This is a genomic window from Flavobacterium arsenatis (genome assembly GCF_031456785.1).
Lineage (GTDB): Bacteria > Bacteroidota > Bacteroidia > Flavobacteriales > Flavobacteriaceae > Flavobacterium > Flavobacterium arsenatis.
Genome location: NZ_JAVDVI010000012.1, coordinates 91364 through 108242 on the forward strand (window position 1 = coordinate 91364; position 16879 = coordinate 108242).

General features: G+C 36.6%; 15 protein-coding genes. 2 read left to right on the forward strand and 13 right to left on the reverse strand.

What is annotated here, in order from left to right; genetic code table 11:
- Positions 1 to 42 precede the first annotated feature (42 nt).
- From J2X31_RS13390 to J2X31_RS13445, 12 genes are all read right to left on the reverse strand, one after another.
- Entirely contained in the window at positions 43 to 426 is a 384-nt protein-coding gene (locus J2X31_RS13390) for a hypothetical protein (RefSeq protein ID WP_310027322.1), read from the reverse strand.
- Positions 426 to 644: an AtpZ/AtpI family protein gene (locus J2X31_RS13395; protein WP_310027323.1), complete on the reverse strand. Its 219-nt coding sequence runs from the start codon at positions 642 to 644 to the stop codon at positions 426 to 428. Before J2X31_RS13395 ends, J2X31_RS13390 begins: the two co-directional genes overlap by 1 nt.
- Positions 622 to 1020, reverse strand: coding sequence for a bactofilin family protein (locus tag J2X31_RS13400; RefSeq protein ID WP_310027324.1), 399 nt, complete (start codon positions 1018 to 1020; stop codon positions 622 to 624). Before J2X31_RS13400 ends, J2X31_RS13395 begins: the two co-directional genes overlap by 23 nt.
- A 3-nt stretch (positions 1021 to 1023) precedes the next feature.
- On the reverse strand, positions 1024 to 3954 hold the full coding sequence (gene porW / locus J2X31_RS13405) for a type IX secretion system periplasmic lipoprotein PorW/SprE (RefSeq protein ID WP_310027325.1): 2931 nt from the start codon (positions 3952 to 3954) through the stop codon (positions 1024 to 1026).
- Positions 3955 to 4357: 403 nt separating this feature from the next.
- Entirely contained in the window at positions 4358 to 5053 is a 696-nt protein-coding gene (locus J2X31_RS13410; RefSeq protein WP_310027326.1) for an ABC transporter ATP-binding protein, read from the reverse strand.
- A 24-nt stretch (positions 5054 to 5077) separates the two neighbouring features.
- Positions 5078 to 6550, reverse strand: coding sequence for a DUF5687 family protein (locus J2X31_RS13415; RefSeq protein ID WP_310027327.1), 1473 nt, complete (start codon positions 6548 to 6550; stop codon positions 5078 to 5080).
- Positions 6551 to 6686: 136 nt separating this feature from the next.
- Complete coding sequence (locus J2X31_RS13420; protein WP_310027328.1) at positions 6687 to 11696, reverse strand: NIDO-like domain-containing protein; 5010 nt, start codon at positions 11694 to 11696, stop codon at positions 6687 to 6689.
- A gap of 398 nt (positions 11697 to 12094) precedes the next feature.
- A complete protein-coding gene (locus J2X31_RS13425) occupies positions 12095 to 12292 on the reverse strand; it encodes a hypothetical protein (RefSeq protein ID WP_310027329.1) in 198 nt (65 codons plus the stop codon).
- Between the two features lies 1 nt (position 12293).
- Positions 12294 to 12890 (reverse strand): hypothetical protein, encoded by a 597-nt coding sequence (locus J2X31_RS13430; RefSeq protein WP_310027330.1) that lies wholly within the window; start codon positions 12888 to 12890, stop codon positions 12294 to 12296.
- Between the two features lie 122 nt (positions 12891 to 13012).
- Positions 13013 to 13636 carry a hypothetical protein gene (locus J2X31_RS13435; protein ID WP_310027331.1) on the reverse strand — a complete coding sequence of 208 codons (624 nt, stop codon included), beginning with the start codon at positions 13634 to 13636 and terminating at the stop codon, positions 13013 to 13015.
- Between the two features lie 33 nt (positions 13637 to 13669).
- A complete protein-coding gene (locus J2X31_RS13440) occupies positions 13670 to 13837 on the reverse strand; it encodes a hypothetical protein (protein ID WP_310027332.1) in 168 nt (55 codons plus the stop codon).
- A 25-nt stretch (positions 13838 to 13862) separates the two neighbouring features.
- Positions 13863 to 14198, reverse strand: coding sequence for a PadR family transcriptional regulator (locus J2X31_RS13445; RefSeq protein ID WP_310027333.1), 336 nt, complete (start codon positions 14196 to 14198; stop codon positions 13863 to 13865).
- 124 nt (positions 14199 to 14322) lie between these two features.
- Between J2X31_RS13445 and J2X31_RS13450 the strand changes: the two genes are divergently transcribed.
- Both J2X31_RS13450 and J2X31_RS13455 read left to right on the forward strand, forming a co-directional pair.
- Positions 14323 to 15375: a 2Fe-2S iron-sulfur cluster-binding protein gene (locus tag J2X31_RS13450; protein WP_310027334.1), complete on the forward strand. Its 1053-nt coding sequence runs from the start codon at positions 14323 to 14325 to the stop codon at positions 15373 to 15375.
- A gap of 70 nt (positions 15376 to 15445) precedes the next feature.
- Positions 15446 to 15754: a hypothetical protein gene (locus J2X31_RS13455; RefSeq protein ID WP_310027335.1), complete on the forward strand. Its 309-nt coding sequence runs from the start codon at positions 15446 to 15448 to the stop codon at positions 15752 to 15754.
- Here J2X31_RS13455 and J2X31_RS13460 read toward each other — a convergent pair whose 3' ends face one another.
- Entirely contained in the window at positions 15755 to 16753 is a 999-nt protein-coding gene (locus tag J2X31_RS13460; RefSeq protein WP_310027378.1) for a glycosyltransferase family 9 protein, read from the reverse strand.
- Between the last annotated feature and the right edge of the window lie 126 nt (positions 16754 to 16879).

Below are 16879 nucleotides of genomic sequence, written 5' to 3' on the forward strand. Positions count from 1 at the left end.
AAATAAGCCTTTGATTGTACAAATTCGTAATAATGCTATGCTTTACTTCTTGTTTATTAAACGAATTGCAAAAATTGTCTCAAAAAACAAAAATAAAAAATAGGGTATAAAAAAGGCTCCAACATCCGGAATACGGTCAATTGTGTCGGATTGCAACAACGGAATTAAAAAAACCACTGATGCCATCATCTTAATTATACTAATTCCCATAAAGGTATAGCCTGTATAATCTGAAAAATTTTTGTTTACAAAAAGTAAAAACAGATAGGAAAGGATTGTTATGATGATATGGAATACATAAATACTCCAAGTAGAATAGAAAAAAGGAATGCTGGCAAAAAGAGTTGAAACCATGAAATGCTGTCCAAGGAAAAGCACGATTGAAAAAGGAACGAGGTATTTTAAAAAATTTAAAAATGGAGACATTATTCTTTGTTTAAGTTCTTGACCTGCCTTATCACATTGTAAAGTGCTATGAAAACAGACAACAAGGATAATACGATTGTAAAAACGGATGAGTTGGTGTATTTTTCATCCAACCAAATTCCGAGATAGGAAAATGCAAATATAATCACCCCCATTTGGATGGGAATATTTATAAAGGTCAGCCATTTTTTTGATTTATTGTCCTCCTTGTTCTCCATCGTTTGGTTTTGTGTTTTTGATAATGGGTTTCATAAAACAAGATGCACTGAAATCGGCTCCTGGTTCTACCGATAGTTTCCCGCAGATTACTTCTCCGTGAATACTGGCTTTTGATTTTACGTTTAGAATCTCTTTAACCTCTATTTTTCCATCGAATTTACCTTCGATGTCGGCATTCTTGCAGATAATATCGCCGATGACACTTCCTGCCGGACCGATTACTATTTTTCCTTTTGAAGAAAAATTCCCAACAAGCTCTCCATCCAAACGGAAATCGGCCTGTGAAATAATGTCGCCTTTAATGAGCGTTCCTTCAACAATTCTATTGGTTTTTCCTAAAAGGTCTGTGTAAGATTTTGGGCTTTTCTCAAACATTTTTTATGGCTTTTTTGTTTCTTCTTGAGGTTTTGAACTAGGTTGTAAATAAGGTGTCTGTTTCGGTTGCGATTGATTCTTCAATTGCGAAGGTCTTTTGTTTTCTTCCTTTTGCTTTGTCTTATCGTCCTCATTTTCATCTTCAGAAGAAGGTGGCCTCATTGAACCTTGTTCTTCTTTTTGTCTTTCCCTTGCTTTTGCTCTTTCCTTTGCCTTGTCCTTGTTATTTGGTTTTTCTTCTTCAACTGGCACAACTGGTTCGGGAGTTGCAGGAGCTGGTTCTATTTTTGGCCTTGGTTTCAAATATTCTTCTAAATTTTTCTTTATCTGAACAATCTTGTAGTTCTCGCTCGAAATCACAATTGACGGTTCTGTGATTTTATAATCTTTATAGTCTTTTAAAATCGTATTGATATCATTCGCATTAATCTCTGATGGTATTCCGTGAATTACAAGAAATTTTTCGTCCATGGTATAAATATCTACAGAATAGGTCAGTTTTTGAGCAGTTCTTTCAGCGGTGAATTTCTTGATTTTATCTATCAAAACCTTGGTTTTTGGGTCATCGATATTTGTAATTTTATAGATGATGTTCCAGTTTTTGGCAGGTTCGCCATCAAACCTCAATTTCTCCAAATACGGAATGCTTTTCGCCAATAGCTGTTCCGCATCTTTACCTTCTGAACTGTTCGGGTAATTTAGAGCTACAAAATTCAAGGCCTTTTTATATTCTTCAAGTCCCTTGAGTTTTCCAACCGTGTGGGCTTTCAATAATTCAAATTTCGAAACAATTTCTTCTCCTGTAAACTGATCTATCAATGCTTCTGATTCTTCTAAAACGGTAAACAAATCGCCTTGTTCATATTTGGCATATAAATTTTTATATATAACTTCTGGAGATTGGCTCAACGCCGTTTCAGACGGATTACTGCTGTTCAGGATTTGGGCATATCTTGATTCTGGATATTTCGAAATGATCTGATCTTTCATTGCAAGTGCCTTACTCTTATCGATGATTTCATATATTTTATATAAATGATACATCGAAGGAAGCACCAATCGTTCCTCTGGATTGTTTTTCAGCAATTGCTCCAACTTATTGGCGGCCAATTGATATTCCTTGAATTTTTCCTTGTAAATAAGTCCTAATTGATAGTAGGCAAAATTCCTGTCCTTAACGAGTTCGTCTATTTCTTTTTGTTCTTTTGGAAGCTGGCTTATATAAAATTCAGGTGTATATTTTGGTTCAATTGCTTTTTCGGTTTCCTTTTGATTTGGATCCTTATTATCTGCCACAGCTTCTTCGTCTTCAACTTCTTCAACGGTTTTGGATTGTCCTGCAGATAATCTCCAATTGTCCTGCAAGGCTCTTTGCCCCCATTTTTTTCGGAATTCATTTTTTCCGTAAGCAACGGTTGTTGGATTGTAAAAGTAAAATGTTGCTGAAGCGTTTGTTGGTCTTGGTCCTAAATTTTGATCTGGTGGAGCTATCGGAGATCGCGATTCTTCCTTGTTACCCGGATTATTACTGTTCTTTGAATCGCGTGGAGCAACATTATTTCCGCTAGAATTGCCTAATCTTTCGGCTATTTCCTGACGCTTTTTCTCTTCGGCAGTTGCTTTTTCATCGGCAATTTTGAGTTTTGCGATATAATCCTCAAAATACTGTCTTCTTCCGTTCTCAGATAAAGCAACCAAATTCAGTATGCTGTCGTTTTTTTGTGCAATTGCCTCGTATTTAATTACATCTTCAAGATTTTCTCTTTTCTTTTTGATGAATTTATGTTCGCGGGTTCTTGGATCTAATTTTACCAACGTACTGTCATAGTATTTTCCGGCTGTTGGATATTTTGCATTATCGAAATAAATATCGGCAAGATTCCTGTAATTGGAAGCTCCAAGATATTGGTCTTCTGATTTCAATTTTAGCGAGGCATTGTAGTATTTCTTGGCTTGATTGTCATTGTTCTGACCGTCATAAAACAGGGCTACTTGGTGGTTGATGAAGTCCAGATAAGGTCGGTTTTCGCGGTCTTCCAGTAATTCCTTATATTTTTCTACAAAGGCCAAAGTATCGCCTGTTTTGTAATTGAATTGTTTGGCCTGTTGTATATGTGCCTGAATCACATAGCGTCTTGGCGATTTTCTTTTCATGTCAATAACTGACTGATAGGCCACGAACGAGCTGTCCTTTTGACCCAGATCATCAAAAACCTGCCCGAGTATAAAGCGGTATCTTGCCTTTTCCTCATCCGATTTTGTGAATTTTGTTGCCAATCGCAATTTTGCAACCGCACTGTCTTTTTCTTGGAGATTCAGGAACGCTTGAGCCAGAGTTGCATTTGCATCGGCAAAAATCTGGTCTTTGAATTTTATTTCTTTTAATAATCTTCTGAGGTTGGTTACCGCCAATGCGTCGTTTTCCATTCGCATATTGGTTTTTTCACGCCAGATCTTCACTTCATAAATCTTGTCGCTTTCTGGGTATTTGTATAAAACGTAGTTGAAGGCTTCCAGGGCTGGGACGAAACGTTGGTCATAATAACGTGCTTTTCCTAAAAGCAAATGAGCTTCATCCATTTGCGGATTTCGTTCTTTTCCTTCAATATTCATCGAGCGTTTTTGGATGGCCTTGGTTGCTTTTTCTTCGGCTCGTTCAAAATTGGCATTCTTTTTTGCATCTCCAGGCATTCGATTTTCCTTGGAAACGGTCATTCTCTCTATAGGAAGACGTTCCCAAAAATTGTCCTTGTATTGCAGTTTCAACTCTTCGACTCCTTTTTCCAGAGCAACGTTTCCGTGATAGAGCACGTTGTATTTGGTGTTCAGGGCTTGGAATTCTCTATTGACCCACTTGTCCTTTTTGGTAGAACAGGCAATCATCAGAACAATAAATACTATTAGGGAAAAATATTTTAGTAGGCTGGTTTTCAATTTCAAAGCATTTTTATTCATGTTGTAACTCTACATTTTACATCGGTCCTGTCTTATTCGGCATACTATAAATGATTTTCCAACCACGGTTAAAGTGATGCTCCTATCATTAAACTTTTAAAAGGCAATTTTAGTATAATGACTGGTAAAAATACGTTTCTTTTTGATATGTGGAAAAAAAAGGCTGTTTTTTTGTTTTGATGGTTCTTGGATTGTAGTGTGTTGCTTGCGTGAGGGATAGTAGCGGAAACCCCGGAGCCAAAAACAAAATTGTTTCTTGGACTGAAAAAGCGACCAACGGAAGCTCTTTTCAGGCCTTAGAAACAATTTGTTTTTGGTGAGGAGTTGAAGCGGATAGCCCGACCCCGAATTTTTCTTTCGGGGTCACGCCATTATTATAATTTTAAACTGCGAAAAAGGCTTCGAGTTCTCTTAAAGTTTCGGCCGAAGTTTGAATGTCCTTTACGATTTCGCCTTTGTGAAGTGCTACAATTCGGTTTGAAACCTCAACGGTGTGAAGCAAATCGTGGCTGGAAACCAAAACAGTAACGTCTGGATTATCGGCCAAATCCTTGATGATTTTTTTCAGGCGGAACTGTGTTGTTGGGTCTAGATTTGCAAAAGGCTCATCGAGGATTACTACTTCTGGATTACCGATTAAAGTGGCGATGATCCCGACTTTTTTCTGGTTCCCTTTTGAGAAATCGCGGATGTATTTTTTGCTGTTCAATATTTCTCCGTTGAAGAATTCCTCGTGTTTTTTCAACAAGGCATCAACATCGGCTTTGTTTTGACCGCGTAAATCTCCGATGAAATAGAAATATTCTTCGGGTGTAAGGTATCCGATAAGAAAACTCTCGTCAAGGAAAGAGGCTGTGAACGATTTCCAGTTTTCACTTTCGCTTACGATGACATTGTTGTTGTTGATTTTTCCCGAAGTTGGCTGAATCAAATCTAATAAAAGGCTGAAGAAAGTGGTTTTTCCGGCTCCGTTGTTTCCAACAAGTCCGAAGCTTTCGCCTTTTTTGATTTCCAGATGATCTATTTTTAGTACGGTTGTTCCGTTATATGATTTTGAAAGGTTGTTTACTTGTATCATTTTTGAAGATATTTTGTTTGTGGTTTATGCTGATTTTTGTTTGTAGGATTCCAAAGTGGCGTATTTCTCTGATTTGTATATTCTTTCAATCAAAGTGAAAGCCTTGTCTTTGAAAGCAAATCCGAGAATTCCGGCAAGTGCAACAAAAGCCAATCCTGCATTTGGACTGATTAGATAATGCCCGGCGGAATAAAGTGCCATGGGTAATAATAACTGGGGCAGGGAAATCAATAACGTTTTGACATTATAGGCTTTTTTATCGCCAAAAGCACCTTTGCTTGAAGCCAAATCGATTGGTGTTTTGGTGTAGGCTCCGCCAAGAAGTACAAGATGTGAGTTGACTCCGATGTTGTAAATAGCCCCCACAACAATCATTAAATAGCCGTGCAATCCGAAATAAAGATAGAACGAAGCCAGAACGGTTGTAACTCCTGTTGCAATAACCATCAGCCACCATTTTGAGCTTAAATAATTTATATAGGAAATGTTTTGTGTCATCATTAAGGGATAATAGGCACTGTCCCAGCTTGGAACAAATTGTCCGAAAGTGATTAAAAATCCGCCCGAAACAAAGACTCCGCCAAACATGTGCATCACTGGATTGTCATAGCCTTCAATTGCATTGCTAAAGAACAGCAAACCATAAAACAAGAACATCACGCTCATGATAACTGTAGTTTTTGAACGCTTGTTTCTTTTTATTAATTTGATGTCGTTTTTTAAGAACGTTCCTAAAACTCCAAATTGGTTCAGCCAAGTTAGATTTTCTGTTTTAGCAATATCGTGTTTTGAGGCAAGTCCTGCATCCAAATACAAATTACTTTTGAAGAAATTAAAGGTGATGTAATACAGTCCGACTAAAACCAAAATTGGAATCAGAAACATCCATTTGGTATGGAACAATGCGTCGAAGAAATGAACGGTGTATTGTGTTACATCAAAAAGTTGGTAATATTGAGAAAGTCCAAAAGCTGCCAATATTACAAAACCAATTATGAAAAGATTGTCCTTGTTGTTCAATAAAATATTCAGGAAATTATTGATGAAAAGCAATGCTGTTATTGACAAATGCCAAAGTAGAACACTCATAACATCATAACCTTCAACCAATAAAATGATTGAAAAAGGAACGAATAAAAATCCGTGAACAATATTAAAAAAAGAGAGGTAGGTTTTGCCTAATGAAAAATTGACGATGGTTGAGGATTTGATTGGAAAAGTCAATAATGGTCGGATATTCATTACCGGAATCTTTTGCAATAAAAGCCTAATTACTAAATCCATTACGAAATAATAGATTAGGTATTTGTTGATGACATACAATGGATCGGGAAAATTATCCTTCAATCCATAAAAAGCTAAAAAACCCAATCCGACAAACATAACAGCAAAGTAAATTGCTCCAAGAATCATCAAAATTTTTAGGGCTAAATTTTTTGCGAACGAAGCCGACCTGAAAAAGGCTTTCCATTCGAGCATTATAAATTTTTTGAACATAGTTTTTGGTTATTTGGTTTTGAATGTAAGTAGGAAGTTTTTGCCTTTTGTTACAAATTATTTCAGATTTATTTATAAAAAAATCGCCTAAAAAATTAATTTTAGGCGATTCTTATTTAGAATAATATAGGTTGAATTATTGCTTAACGACTTTTATTGTTTTCGTTGAACCTTCTGTTTGAACCCTAACTATATAGTTTCCAGAAGCTAAATTTGACATATCAATTTGACCTGATGTGGCGTTTATAGCTTTAACAATCACTTGTTGTCCTAGAACATTAAATACAGTTACATCTGTAATTGAAGTATTATGTGAGAAATTCAAAACATCAGAAACAGGGTTTGGATAATATGTGAACAATTCTTGTTGCGGATTGTTTACTCCAAGTTCTCCTAATTCGATATTTACATTATCAATGGATGCTGGAGTCTGTACTCCTCCCGAAAAATCATTTCTCCACTCAAATACTAAACGTGCTGTTTGACCCGCCAAAGCACTAACGTTTACAGTGTGCTCCGCAGTGGTAAAATCTGCTGACAAGTTCTTTATTCCTCCTAAAGCTATATTTCCTGTAGCGGGAATCGCTGTTCCAGGAACAATTACATAGGATTGAGGCACTATCCAAGCTCTTAAATAATCGCTACCATCACCAACAGCTCTCCAATCAAATGAAACTATTAACTCTTCTGTTCCTGCAGGAATCTCAATCGATCTGTAAGCATGTGTCAAAGAGGTTGATCCTGTTGCATAAGCATTAGTCACTCCTGAGTCGTTCGATATGAAAAGTGTATTCATACCATCCACTGCATCTCCAACATACCATTTATTGATTTGATTTCCGTTTTGCAACGACCATCCGTGTTCGCTTGTTTCAAAGTCTTCAGAATACGGCAAACTTGTTGCGATTTGTGGAGTCATGAAAGAGAAAGGACCTGCCCAAATACTTGCATCATCACCACAATTTTGACGAACATAGAATTGGTAGGCAACTGCATCATTCAATTGATCTAAAGAATGTGGGTTTGATACCGCTGTTTCCATAGTTCCTGTTCCTAAGACGAATCCTTGAACTCCCCACTCTACATCAAATGATGTTCCTTCGCTAGTCCAAGAAAGCTGAGCCGAAGTAGCTGTTATTTCTTGGGCAGTTAATGCTGTTGGTTGCAAGCAATTTGCTTCAATGATTGTAACATTATCAATTGCTGCTGGTGGTTGAACCCCACCACTACCATCATTTCTAGACTCAAAAACCAATCTTACTACTTGACCTGCATAGGCTGAAGCATCAATTGTGAAATTTGCTTGCACGAAAGAAGTAGAACCATTGAAGTATCCTCCAACTTGCACACGACCGCTTCCTGCTGTGATTTGGGTTCCGTTTACAGGTGTAAATGTTGAAGGAACTACCCAAACTCTAAGATAATCATAGTAATTAGGTCCGAAACCTTCTCCTGCACATCTCCAATCAAATGACAAAGCTATGTTTTGAGCATTATCTGGAATCTGTACGTCTTTAAAAGCATGTGCTACCGAACTGGTTGTAATTGTATAAGCGTTTGTAGCACCATTGTCATTAGAGATGTACATTGATCTTTCACCACCATTATTTACAGCATCACCAACATACCATTTATTTACATTGGTAGCATTATTAAATTCCCAGCTGTGGTCATCATCTTCAAAATCTTCATTATAAGGCAAGATTGCCAAAATCTGAGTTGTTTTGAATGCAAAAGCTTGTGACCATATACTAACATCTTCATCACCACAATCTTGACGAACATAATACTGATAATTAGTACTAGGGTTTAAGTTCTCTAAAACATAAGAGTTGGCAACACCTTCAATTAAAGTACCTGTTCCTAATGTAAACCCACTCGGACCATATTCTATATCGAAAAGGTTTCCGTCGCTTGTCCAAGATAATTCAGCAGAATTAGCAGTTATATCGTCCGCGTCAAGACCTGTCACAGGTGAACAACTTGTAACACTCATACTTACATTGTCTATGGCTCCTGGAGGTTGTGTTCCTCCTCCTCCATCATTTCTCCACTCAAACACCAATCGTACAGTCTGTCCTGCATAGGCTGACAAGTTAACTGCGTTATTATAGGTGTTGAAAGTGTTTGATGCGTTAAAATTACCACCGATTTGTGTTCCGTTTGCAGCGATTATTTGTGTTCCTGCTGATGGCATAAACGTGATTGGAGTTACCCAAACTCTAATATAATCACAACATGTTTCTGCTACACCACGCCAATCAAAGGATAAATCAACGTTTGTAGTACCGTCTGGAATTTCTAATTCTCTAAAGGCATGCACTACAGATGTTGTATGGGAATATGCATTTGTAACGCCATTGTCGTTAGAAATATATAATGCATTTTCAGCACCGTCGTGAGGTGCGCTTCCTAGAACCCACTTGTTTGTTTGATTTCCGTTTGACAAAGTCCAATGGTTTGGTTCTGTCTCGAAATCTATACTATATGGCAAGGTTGCGACAACCTGTAAAGTTGTAAATGTAAAAGGTCCTACCCAGATACTTGTATCACCACCACAATCCTGACGAACGTAGTATTGGTAGGTTGTAGCTGAAGTCAAATTTTCTAGGGTGTGTGGCACTGTTACATTTTGAGTTAATCCTTCTTGATCCTCTTCGGGTGTGAATCCTACCGCTCCCCATGCAACATCAAAAAGAGCTCCATCGCTGGTCCAAGACAAAGTTGCTGTATCTGTCCCTAAATCGCTAACGGCAAGAGCAGTTGGCGGAGTACATGTTGTAACACTAACACTTACATTGTCTATGGCTCCTGGAGGTTGTGTTCCTCCACCTCCATCATTTCTCCACTCAAACACCAAACGTACTGTTTGACCAGCATACTCAGACAAATCAGTTACTACATTGTAGGTATTAAAAGTGTTTGATGCATTAAAGTTACCCCCTATTTGCTTTCTTCCGTTTGCGGCAACGATTTGTGTTCCGGCTGTTGGCATAAACGTGATTGGAGTTACCCAAACTCTAATATAATCACAACATGTTTCTGCTACACCACGCCAATCAAAGGATAAATCAACGTTTGTAGTACCGTCCGGAATTTCTAATTCTCTAAAGGCATGCACTACAGATGTTGTATGGGAATATGCATTTGTAACGCCATTGTCGTTAGAAATATATAATGCATTTTCAGCACCGTCGTGAGGTGCACTTCCTAGAACCCACTTGTTTGTTTGATTTCCGTTTGACAAAGTCCAATGGTTTGGTTCTGTCTCGAAATCTATACTATATGGCAAAGTTGCGACAACCTGTAAAGTTGTAAATGTAAAAGGTCCTACCCAGATACTTGTATCACCACCACAATCCTGACGAACGTAGTATTGGTAGGTTGTAGCTGAAGTCAAATTTTCTAGAGTGTGTGGCACTGTTACATTTTGAGTTAATCCTTCTTGATCCTCTTCGGGTGTGAATCCTACCGCTCCCCATGCAACATCAAAAAGAGCTCCATCGCTGGTCCAAGACAAAGTTGCTGTATCTGTCCCTAAATCGCTAACGGCAAGAGCAGTTGGCGGAGTACATGTTGTAACACTAACACTTACATTGTCTATGGCTCCTGGAGGTTGTGTTCCTCCTCCTGAATCATTTCTCCATTCAAAAACTAAACGGGCTGTACCATCATTAGCAAATGCTTCCACATTAACTACGTGGTTTGCTGTCATAAATTGTTCAACATTGTTTAGTCTTCCTCCTACTTGAATTCTATTGGCTGCAGCTGTTATTGCAGTTCCTGCTACTGGATTAAAAGAAACAGGCACGACCCATACTGTAATATAGTCATAAAAAGTACCTGTAAACCCTTCACCCTTGGCTTTCCAATCAAAAGAAAGATCTATAGATTCTGTTCCTGATGGAAGTTCTATATTTCTAAAAGCGTGTGAAGCTTGTGTTCCTGATATGGTATAAGCATAACTTGAATTGGCATCATTTGAAATATACATTGCATTTTCAGCTCCAGAGTGAGCGGCTGTTCCTACAATCCATTTGTTTGCTTGAGTTCCATTTACAAATTCCCAACCACTTATGCCTTCGAAATCTTCAGTGTAAGGCAAAGTTGCCGTAATCTGTGTTGTATTAAATAAAAAAGGCCCTGCCCAATTACTTAAATCACCATTTCCGCAGTCCTGACGCACATAATAGTGGTAACTTGTTGATTGAGTCAATCCTTCTAACGATATTGTAGTTGTAGTTAATCCATATTCTTGGTTACCTTCGCCTCCTTCTGGAACAAAACCTACTGATCCCCATTCTAAATCAAATAGGTTTCCTTCGCTTGTCCATAATAATTCGGCTGAATCCGGTGTTAAATTTTGAGCATTCAGCTGTGTTGGAGCCAAGCAAGTTGGTGGTGTAAATGTAAATATTTGATCTGTTAAAGGCTTGGTTGAAATAGTTGTTGTACTTGTTGTACTACTAACCGTAAGATCATTAATATTTGTAATGTTCAAATAGCTTCCCGCTCCAGAACCAGTTGCGCTTCCAATTCCTATAGAGGCACTTCCAGCGTTCACATTTCCAGACTCTTGTCTGTAGGCAAACTCAATTACGTTGGTTGTTTCATAAAACTTTACTTGAAAGCTGATAACAGGATTAGCACTGTTATAGTTCCATTCCCAGTTTCTCCACTCTACGGTTAAAACCTGATTCGGAGAGGTTCCTGTAACTTCATAAGCCGCAACAGATCCACCTGTTGCTCTTCCGTCCAAATCATCCCATAAAGGAGCTATAATTGGTCTTGAAGTAGCATTTGCGGTAGAAAAATCATTAGTTGTTAATGATCCGGCAGCTGTATTAAAACTAATAAAACCGTTAGATGAAGCTCTAAATTGAGTATAAGTATTACCCTCATAAACAAAGTCAAATCCAATGTCTAATACGCCACTAATTGCAGTATCAGCCAGCAATGTAGGCAATGCTGTAGCAGAGGCACTAGTTTCTTCATATGTACCCGTGGTTGAGGTAAACATATAAGATGAAGCTTGAGCCCTTGCTTCCAACCCCGTAAACAAGTAGGTACAAAACAAGAACAACAGGCATAACCTGTTTTTATTTTGCAACTTGCTTCCTAAGTGAAATAAAGTACTTTTTTTCATAGAAAAATATAAAATTGATTAATAAAAGCGAATGTAGCATATATTTTTATCGCAAAACCCAACTTTATGGTTTTTTTTGGTTTTTTTTTAGATTTTTATCGATATGTGGCTGTTTTTATCGAATTAATCTTTATAAAATCAAAAAATAATGATAATAACACAATTGATTTAAAATTTTTATGAAAAATTGTGCATGATTTTATACAATTACTTCATATAAAACCATTTTGTTTAGAACTTATTTAAAGATGCAATATTCCGGATAGGTTGCGTGAAGATATTCTTCAGTTCTGGAAGGAACTAAAAAAAGCGCGATGTATTCAAGTAAAACCAAGGCAATCAACAATCTCAATAAAAACCATTCGGGATGAATTTCAAGAAGTTTGGTGTTTTCGAGTTTATGGATGTTGTAGAAAAAGGCAGGCTGTTTTGAGGTGCAAAGCTTCCTCGAAAGTAAGTTTTGGATTTTTGTGCCATTCGGCTTCGATTGCATTGGCCAAATGATCCACCAATTCCGATTGCAAATCATACCATTCTACAAAATGCTGGCGGGTGAAAGTGTACAATTGCTCGATTTGTTGTTCGTTTAATTTCACCTTAAATAAAAATTTGTTGCTTGAGTTCTACAATGGTTTTTTTTCTAATTTCAATATAACCAAGAACTGCAAGTACGGAAAATGTAAATATAAACGTCATAAGCAACCGCATAAAAATATGGTTGAAATCAATATATTCTTTCCCAAAACTTACATATACCTGTGTAATTTGTACTCCAAAAAATGATAAAAAATAGGCCCTATTCAATATGTCTGTTTTTAAAACGTACAACTTATTGCATTTACGATACTTCCACGAATACAGCATTTGGCTAATTCCTGTAAACCCCACAATTATGATTGCGATATAATTTGCTTTGCTAGGATTCTCAAAAAAGGACAAAAAAATAAAATAAGAAATTGCAATAAAACAAGTAAATACAATTTTAGGAAAAGTAAAATAATCCTTAATCATTTTGAAATTTTCATTTCTGATTTTTTTATGAGCAAGTTTTACTTTCTCTTCCATAATACCAATATATCCCTCATTGCCAAAACCTTCTATTTTTGCTCTATCAACAGCTTTTTCAAAAGAAATGGTTTTATCACTATCCAAAATAGCTTCCACACTCAAAATCATATGGTCTAAAATTTCCATATAAATCTCGTAGTATTTGATATCATACCGTTGGATGTAATAATTTTCAATATATTCTATTTGTTCTTTATTCAGCTGCATATAAATCTATCTATTAAATATCTTAAAGGATCTTTATTTCATTAACTCCACAACAATTTATATCTTTTTTGATGAAGCTTCCGGGATTCAAAATAAAAATAATAATAGGCTATTGCTAATGAAATATAGAATGCTAGAATTGGCATCCACACCCATGTTTCAAGACTTCTTATCAGATAAATTGATCCCATTATATAGCTCATCAAAAACAGATTTGTAATTGCTACTAAGCTGATCAGGTCAGTAGATTTGTTTTTTGAAACCAATAAATTATACAACAAAATGGCTGATATTGGTGCCGGAAGAATAATGGGAATGATGTCAAAATTATGCAACAACCACTCCTTGCTAAAATAATGCTGTCCGGCAAAAACCAATAAATTGATTCCCAAAAACAAAAGCAAAAAGTGTTTGGAAAATATGTTTTGCATCAATCTTTTCATTCCTTTTGTAGATTCAGTTTTAAGATGGCTTTGCTTCATCGATTGAACAATTTCTTTCTTGCTTTCAAAAAAAGTTGGAAAGACGCTCTCAAAAGGTTCTTCAAAATTTTCCAATTCTGAACACAGATGGTCAATTATTTCAATTCTCAAATCAATATAATGCACATGATTCTTAATCAAAACAGTGTTGATTTCTTCGATGTTTTCTTGGGTTAACTTCATTACGTTTGTTTTTCAATACCTAGATTTAGACTTTTACTTTTTCGGATTGATTGTAAAATCCTTATTCCAATGCTTTATTCCCATTGCTAAAATCGGGATAAAAAGCAATACAAACAGCACATTAAATTTTTCTGGTAATACAAAAAAGGCACCTGCGGTGAAAGCCATGACCAAAACAATGATAATTTTTCTTAAATTCATTTTTATAGTTTTTAGGGGTTGATGTTTAATAACTCAATTTAGGATTCACAATATTTTGCATGTTCTTGATGAATTCTTCCAATTCCGCCAATCGATTCACGGTTTCTGTCGTTCCTTTTTCCGTGAGCTTATAATATTTTCGCATTCGATTATCCACTTTTTCAACCTCAACATCAAGCAAGCCTTCTGCTTCTAGTTTGTGCAAAGCCGGATATAAAGCTCCTTCGGTAATGTTCAATTCGCCCAAAGTGATTTCCTTAACTTTCTGGGTAATTTCATAACCATACATCCTTCCTTTTTCTTCCAAAAGCTTCATTATAATGGTATTGAGGCTTCCTTTATACAGTTGTGAGTTCTTCATAATTTAAAATTTGAATTGCAAACATACATAAGTTTCTTATACATAACAAATTTAGGTATGCAAATCTGACAATTATCATTTTTAGAAACCTTTCGCATTTAGTATCTTTGCAAAAAATCAAACAATGTCTTCATTTTATAAATTAAATATAAAAGAGGTGAAACGTGAAACCAAAGATGCGGTTTCCGTCCTTTTTAATGTGCCTGCCGAATTAAAACCCAACTATGTTTTCAAGGCCGGACAATATGTAACTTTAAAACTTACGCTTGACGGACAAGAGCTTCGTCGTGCCTATTCCATCTGTTCTTCCCCAGAAAGCGATGAATTAAGAATTGCCATAAAATCGGTTAATCAAGGTGCTTTTTCTCAATTTGCCAATAAGATCCTAAAAGCTGGAGATTTATTGGAAGTTGGCCATCCAGAAGGGAATTTCATCTTCGAACCTGTTTCCGACCGACAAAAAAACTATGCCGCATTTGCTGCAGGAAGTGGAATCACCCCAATAATGTCCATCATTAAAACGGTTTTAAAAAGTGAGCCAAAAAGTACTTTTGTATTGGTTTATGGAAATAAAACTCCGGAAAGCACACTTTTTCATCAAGAACTTCACGATTTGCAATTGCAATTTGTAGGCAGATTGTTTGTGCATTTTGTTTACAGCCAGGCAAAAATTGAAAACGAATTGTTCGGAAGGATCGAAAGATCGACTGTGAATTTTGTTTTGAACAACAAATACAAAACGCTAGAATTTGACAAGTTTTACCTGTGTGGTCCCGAAGAAATGATCAACACCGTAAATGATGTCTTAAAGGAACACAATGTTCCAGAGAAAAACATCAAATTCGAATTGTTTACATCTTCTGCTACTGAGAAAAAGATTTCAGAATCGCTAGAAGGTCACACGAAAATTACGGTTTTGGTTGATGATGAGGAAACAACTTTCGAAATGTCTCAAAAACAAACCTTGCTTGATGCGGCTTTAAAACAAGGATTGGATGCTCCATATTCTTGTCAAGGCGGCATTTGCAGCAGCTGTTTAGCCAGAATCACAACTGGTTCTGCCGAAATGAAGAAGAATTCCATTCTTACCGATAACGAAATTGCACAAGGATTAATCCTAACGTGCCAAGCCCATCCAACTTCTGCAGAAATTTATGTAGATTTTGATGATGTTTAATTAGTGTCAGTCGCAGTTTACAGTCTCAGTTAGTACTGTAAACTGCGACTGTAAACTGCGACTAAAAAAAATGAAAAAACCACGCGATTTCTTCAAGACCAATCCTGCTCTTCTGGATGAACCGGAAGTTGAGGCTCTTTTGGACTATTGCGAAAGCTTGGAAAGTGATTTGGTCGATTTTAAATTCGAGAAAAACAACAGCAAGGAATTGATTCTACTAGATATGATCAAGGAAGTCTTGAAAGGTTGCAATGCTCTTGAAAAAGAACAGAAAGAGCACGATCGTTTCGGTTTTGAAGCTCCAGATTATCAGGAAACGATTTCGAATTTAAAAAGTTATATCCACGAAATTTGCAGGATCAATAAGATTTGGCTTTGATTATTCTGCCAACTGAGACTGAATACTGACCACTATTTTCTTTGGTAAAATACTCCGCATCGCATCTTCATAACCTTCGACTTTTTTATTTCCGTAAACCGATGTCGGGAGTTTCGGGAATTGATTTCTATCCGAAACTAAGGCATTTTCCAAAGGCTGATTGAACGGTAAAAATCCAGCATACGGATGTGTCGCTCCCCAAAGTGTGATTACTTTAACCCCCAACATTGCCGCAATATGGGCATTTCCAGAATCCATAGAAAGCATCACATCCAGATTGGAAATTAGTTGCAACTCCTGCTTGAAAGTGATTCTTCCGGCAATTACAATTACGTTTTCTTTTCCTTCTGCAAATTGGTTCAGAATTTGAATTTCCTTGTTTCCACCGCCAAAAAGGAAAATTTTATTACTCGTTTTTTCTGCCAATAAATCGATCACTTGTTGCATTAAGTCTAGTGGATAAACCTTGGATTCATATTGAGCAAAAGGTGCAATTCCGATCCAGTTTTTGTTTTTTTCTCCTATCAAATCAATGATTTCCGTGTCCATGTTTTGTTTGGATGGAAAAGAAGGATTCGATAAATCGACATTGAAACCCAAATCTTGAAAAACCTTTACATGGCGTTCAAACATTGAAGTTACGGGTTTGAAAATCTTATTTTCAGCTCTTGTCAAGGCTTTCTTTTCGGCTCTGCCTTTATCAACCGAAGCTGTTTTTTTTCCGCTCAAGGCAAAAAGCGTCCGAACGACTTTAGAACGCAAAACGTTATGCAAATCAGCAAAAGCATCAATATCAAGCTTTCGCAAATCCTCGAACAATCGGATTAATCCTAAAAAACCTTTGTGTCGTTCTTTCGCATCAAATTCAAAAAATTCAAGGTTTTGAATATCATCAAAAAAAGGCTTGAAAAAAGGACGTGAAATAAAGGTGATTTTCAAATCAGGATATTGCTTTACTAAAGCCCTGATAACAGGAACCGTCATCGAGACATCTCCCATTGCGGAAAGTCGGATGACGGCTATATGTTTTATTTTTTTGGACAAATTTGAATGATTTAATTTAGAACGCTATTTGAAAATGTTGCGGAATGTGGAGAAATGTAGGTGCTTTTTTGGCCATTCTTT

Bases quoted from the DNA above. Each gene is read 5' to 3' on its own strand.
- J2X31_RS13390 (WP_310027322.1), bottom strand. From the start codon at position 426: ATGTCTCCATTTTTAAATTTTTTAAAATACCTCGTTCCTTTTTCAATC.
- J2X31_RS13395 (WP_310027323.1), bottom strand. From the start codon at position 644: ATGGAGAACAAGGAGGACAATAAATCAAAAAAATGGCTGACCTTTATA.
- J2X31_RS13400 (WP_310027324.1), bottom strand. From the start codon at position 1,020: ATGTTTGAGAAAAGCCCAAAATCTTACACAGACCTTTTAGGAAAAACC.
- J2X31_RS13410 (WP_310027326.1), bottom strand. From the start codon at position 5,053: ATGATACAAGTAAACAACCTTTCAAAATCATATAACGGAACAACCGTA.
- J2X31_RS13415 (WP_310027327.1), bottom strand. From the start codon at position 6,550: ATGTTCAAAAAATTTATAATGCTCGAATGGAAAGCCTTTTTCAGGTCG.
- J2X31_RS13420 (WP_310027328.1), bottom strand. From the start codon at position 11,696: ATGAAAAAAAGTACTTTATTTCACTTAGGAAGCAAGTTGCAAAATAAA.
- J2X31_RS13430 (WP_310027330.1), bottom strand. From the start codon at position 12,890: ATGGAAATTTTAGACCATATGATTTTGAGTGTGGAAGCTATTTTGGAT.
- J2X31_RS13435 (WP_310027331.1), bottom strand. From the start codon at position 13,636: ATGAAGTTAACCCAAGAAAACATCGAAGAAATCAACACTGTTTTGATT.
- J2X31_RS13440 (WP_310027332.1), bottom strand. From the start codon at position 13,837: ATGAATTTAAGAAAAATTATCATTGTTTTGGTCATGGCTTTCACCGCA.
- J2X31_RS13445 (WP_310027333.1), bottom strand. From the start codon at position 14,198: ATGAAGAACTCACAACTGTATAAAGGAAGCCTCAATACCATTATAATG.
- J2X31_RS13450 (WP_310027334.1), top strand. From the start codon at position 14,323: ATGTCTTCATTTTATAAATTAAATATAAAAGAGGTGAAACGTGAAACC.
- J2X31_RS13455 (WP_310027335.1), top strand. From the start codon at position 15,446: ATGAAAAAACCACGCGATTTCTTCAAGACCAATCCTGCTCTTCTGGAT.
- J2X31_RS13460 (WP_310027378.1), bottom strand. From the start codon at position 16,753: ATGGGAGATGTCTCGATGACGGTTCCTGTTATCAGGGCTTTAGTAAAG.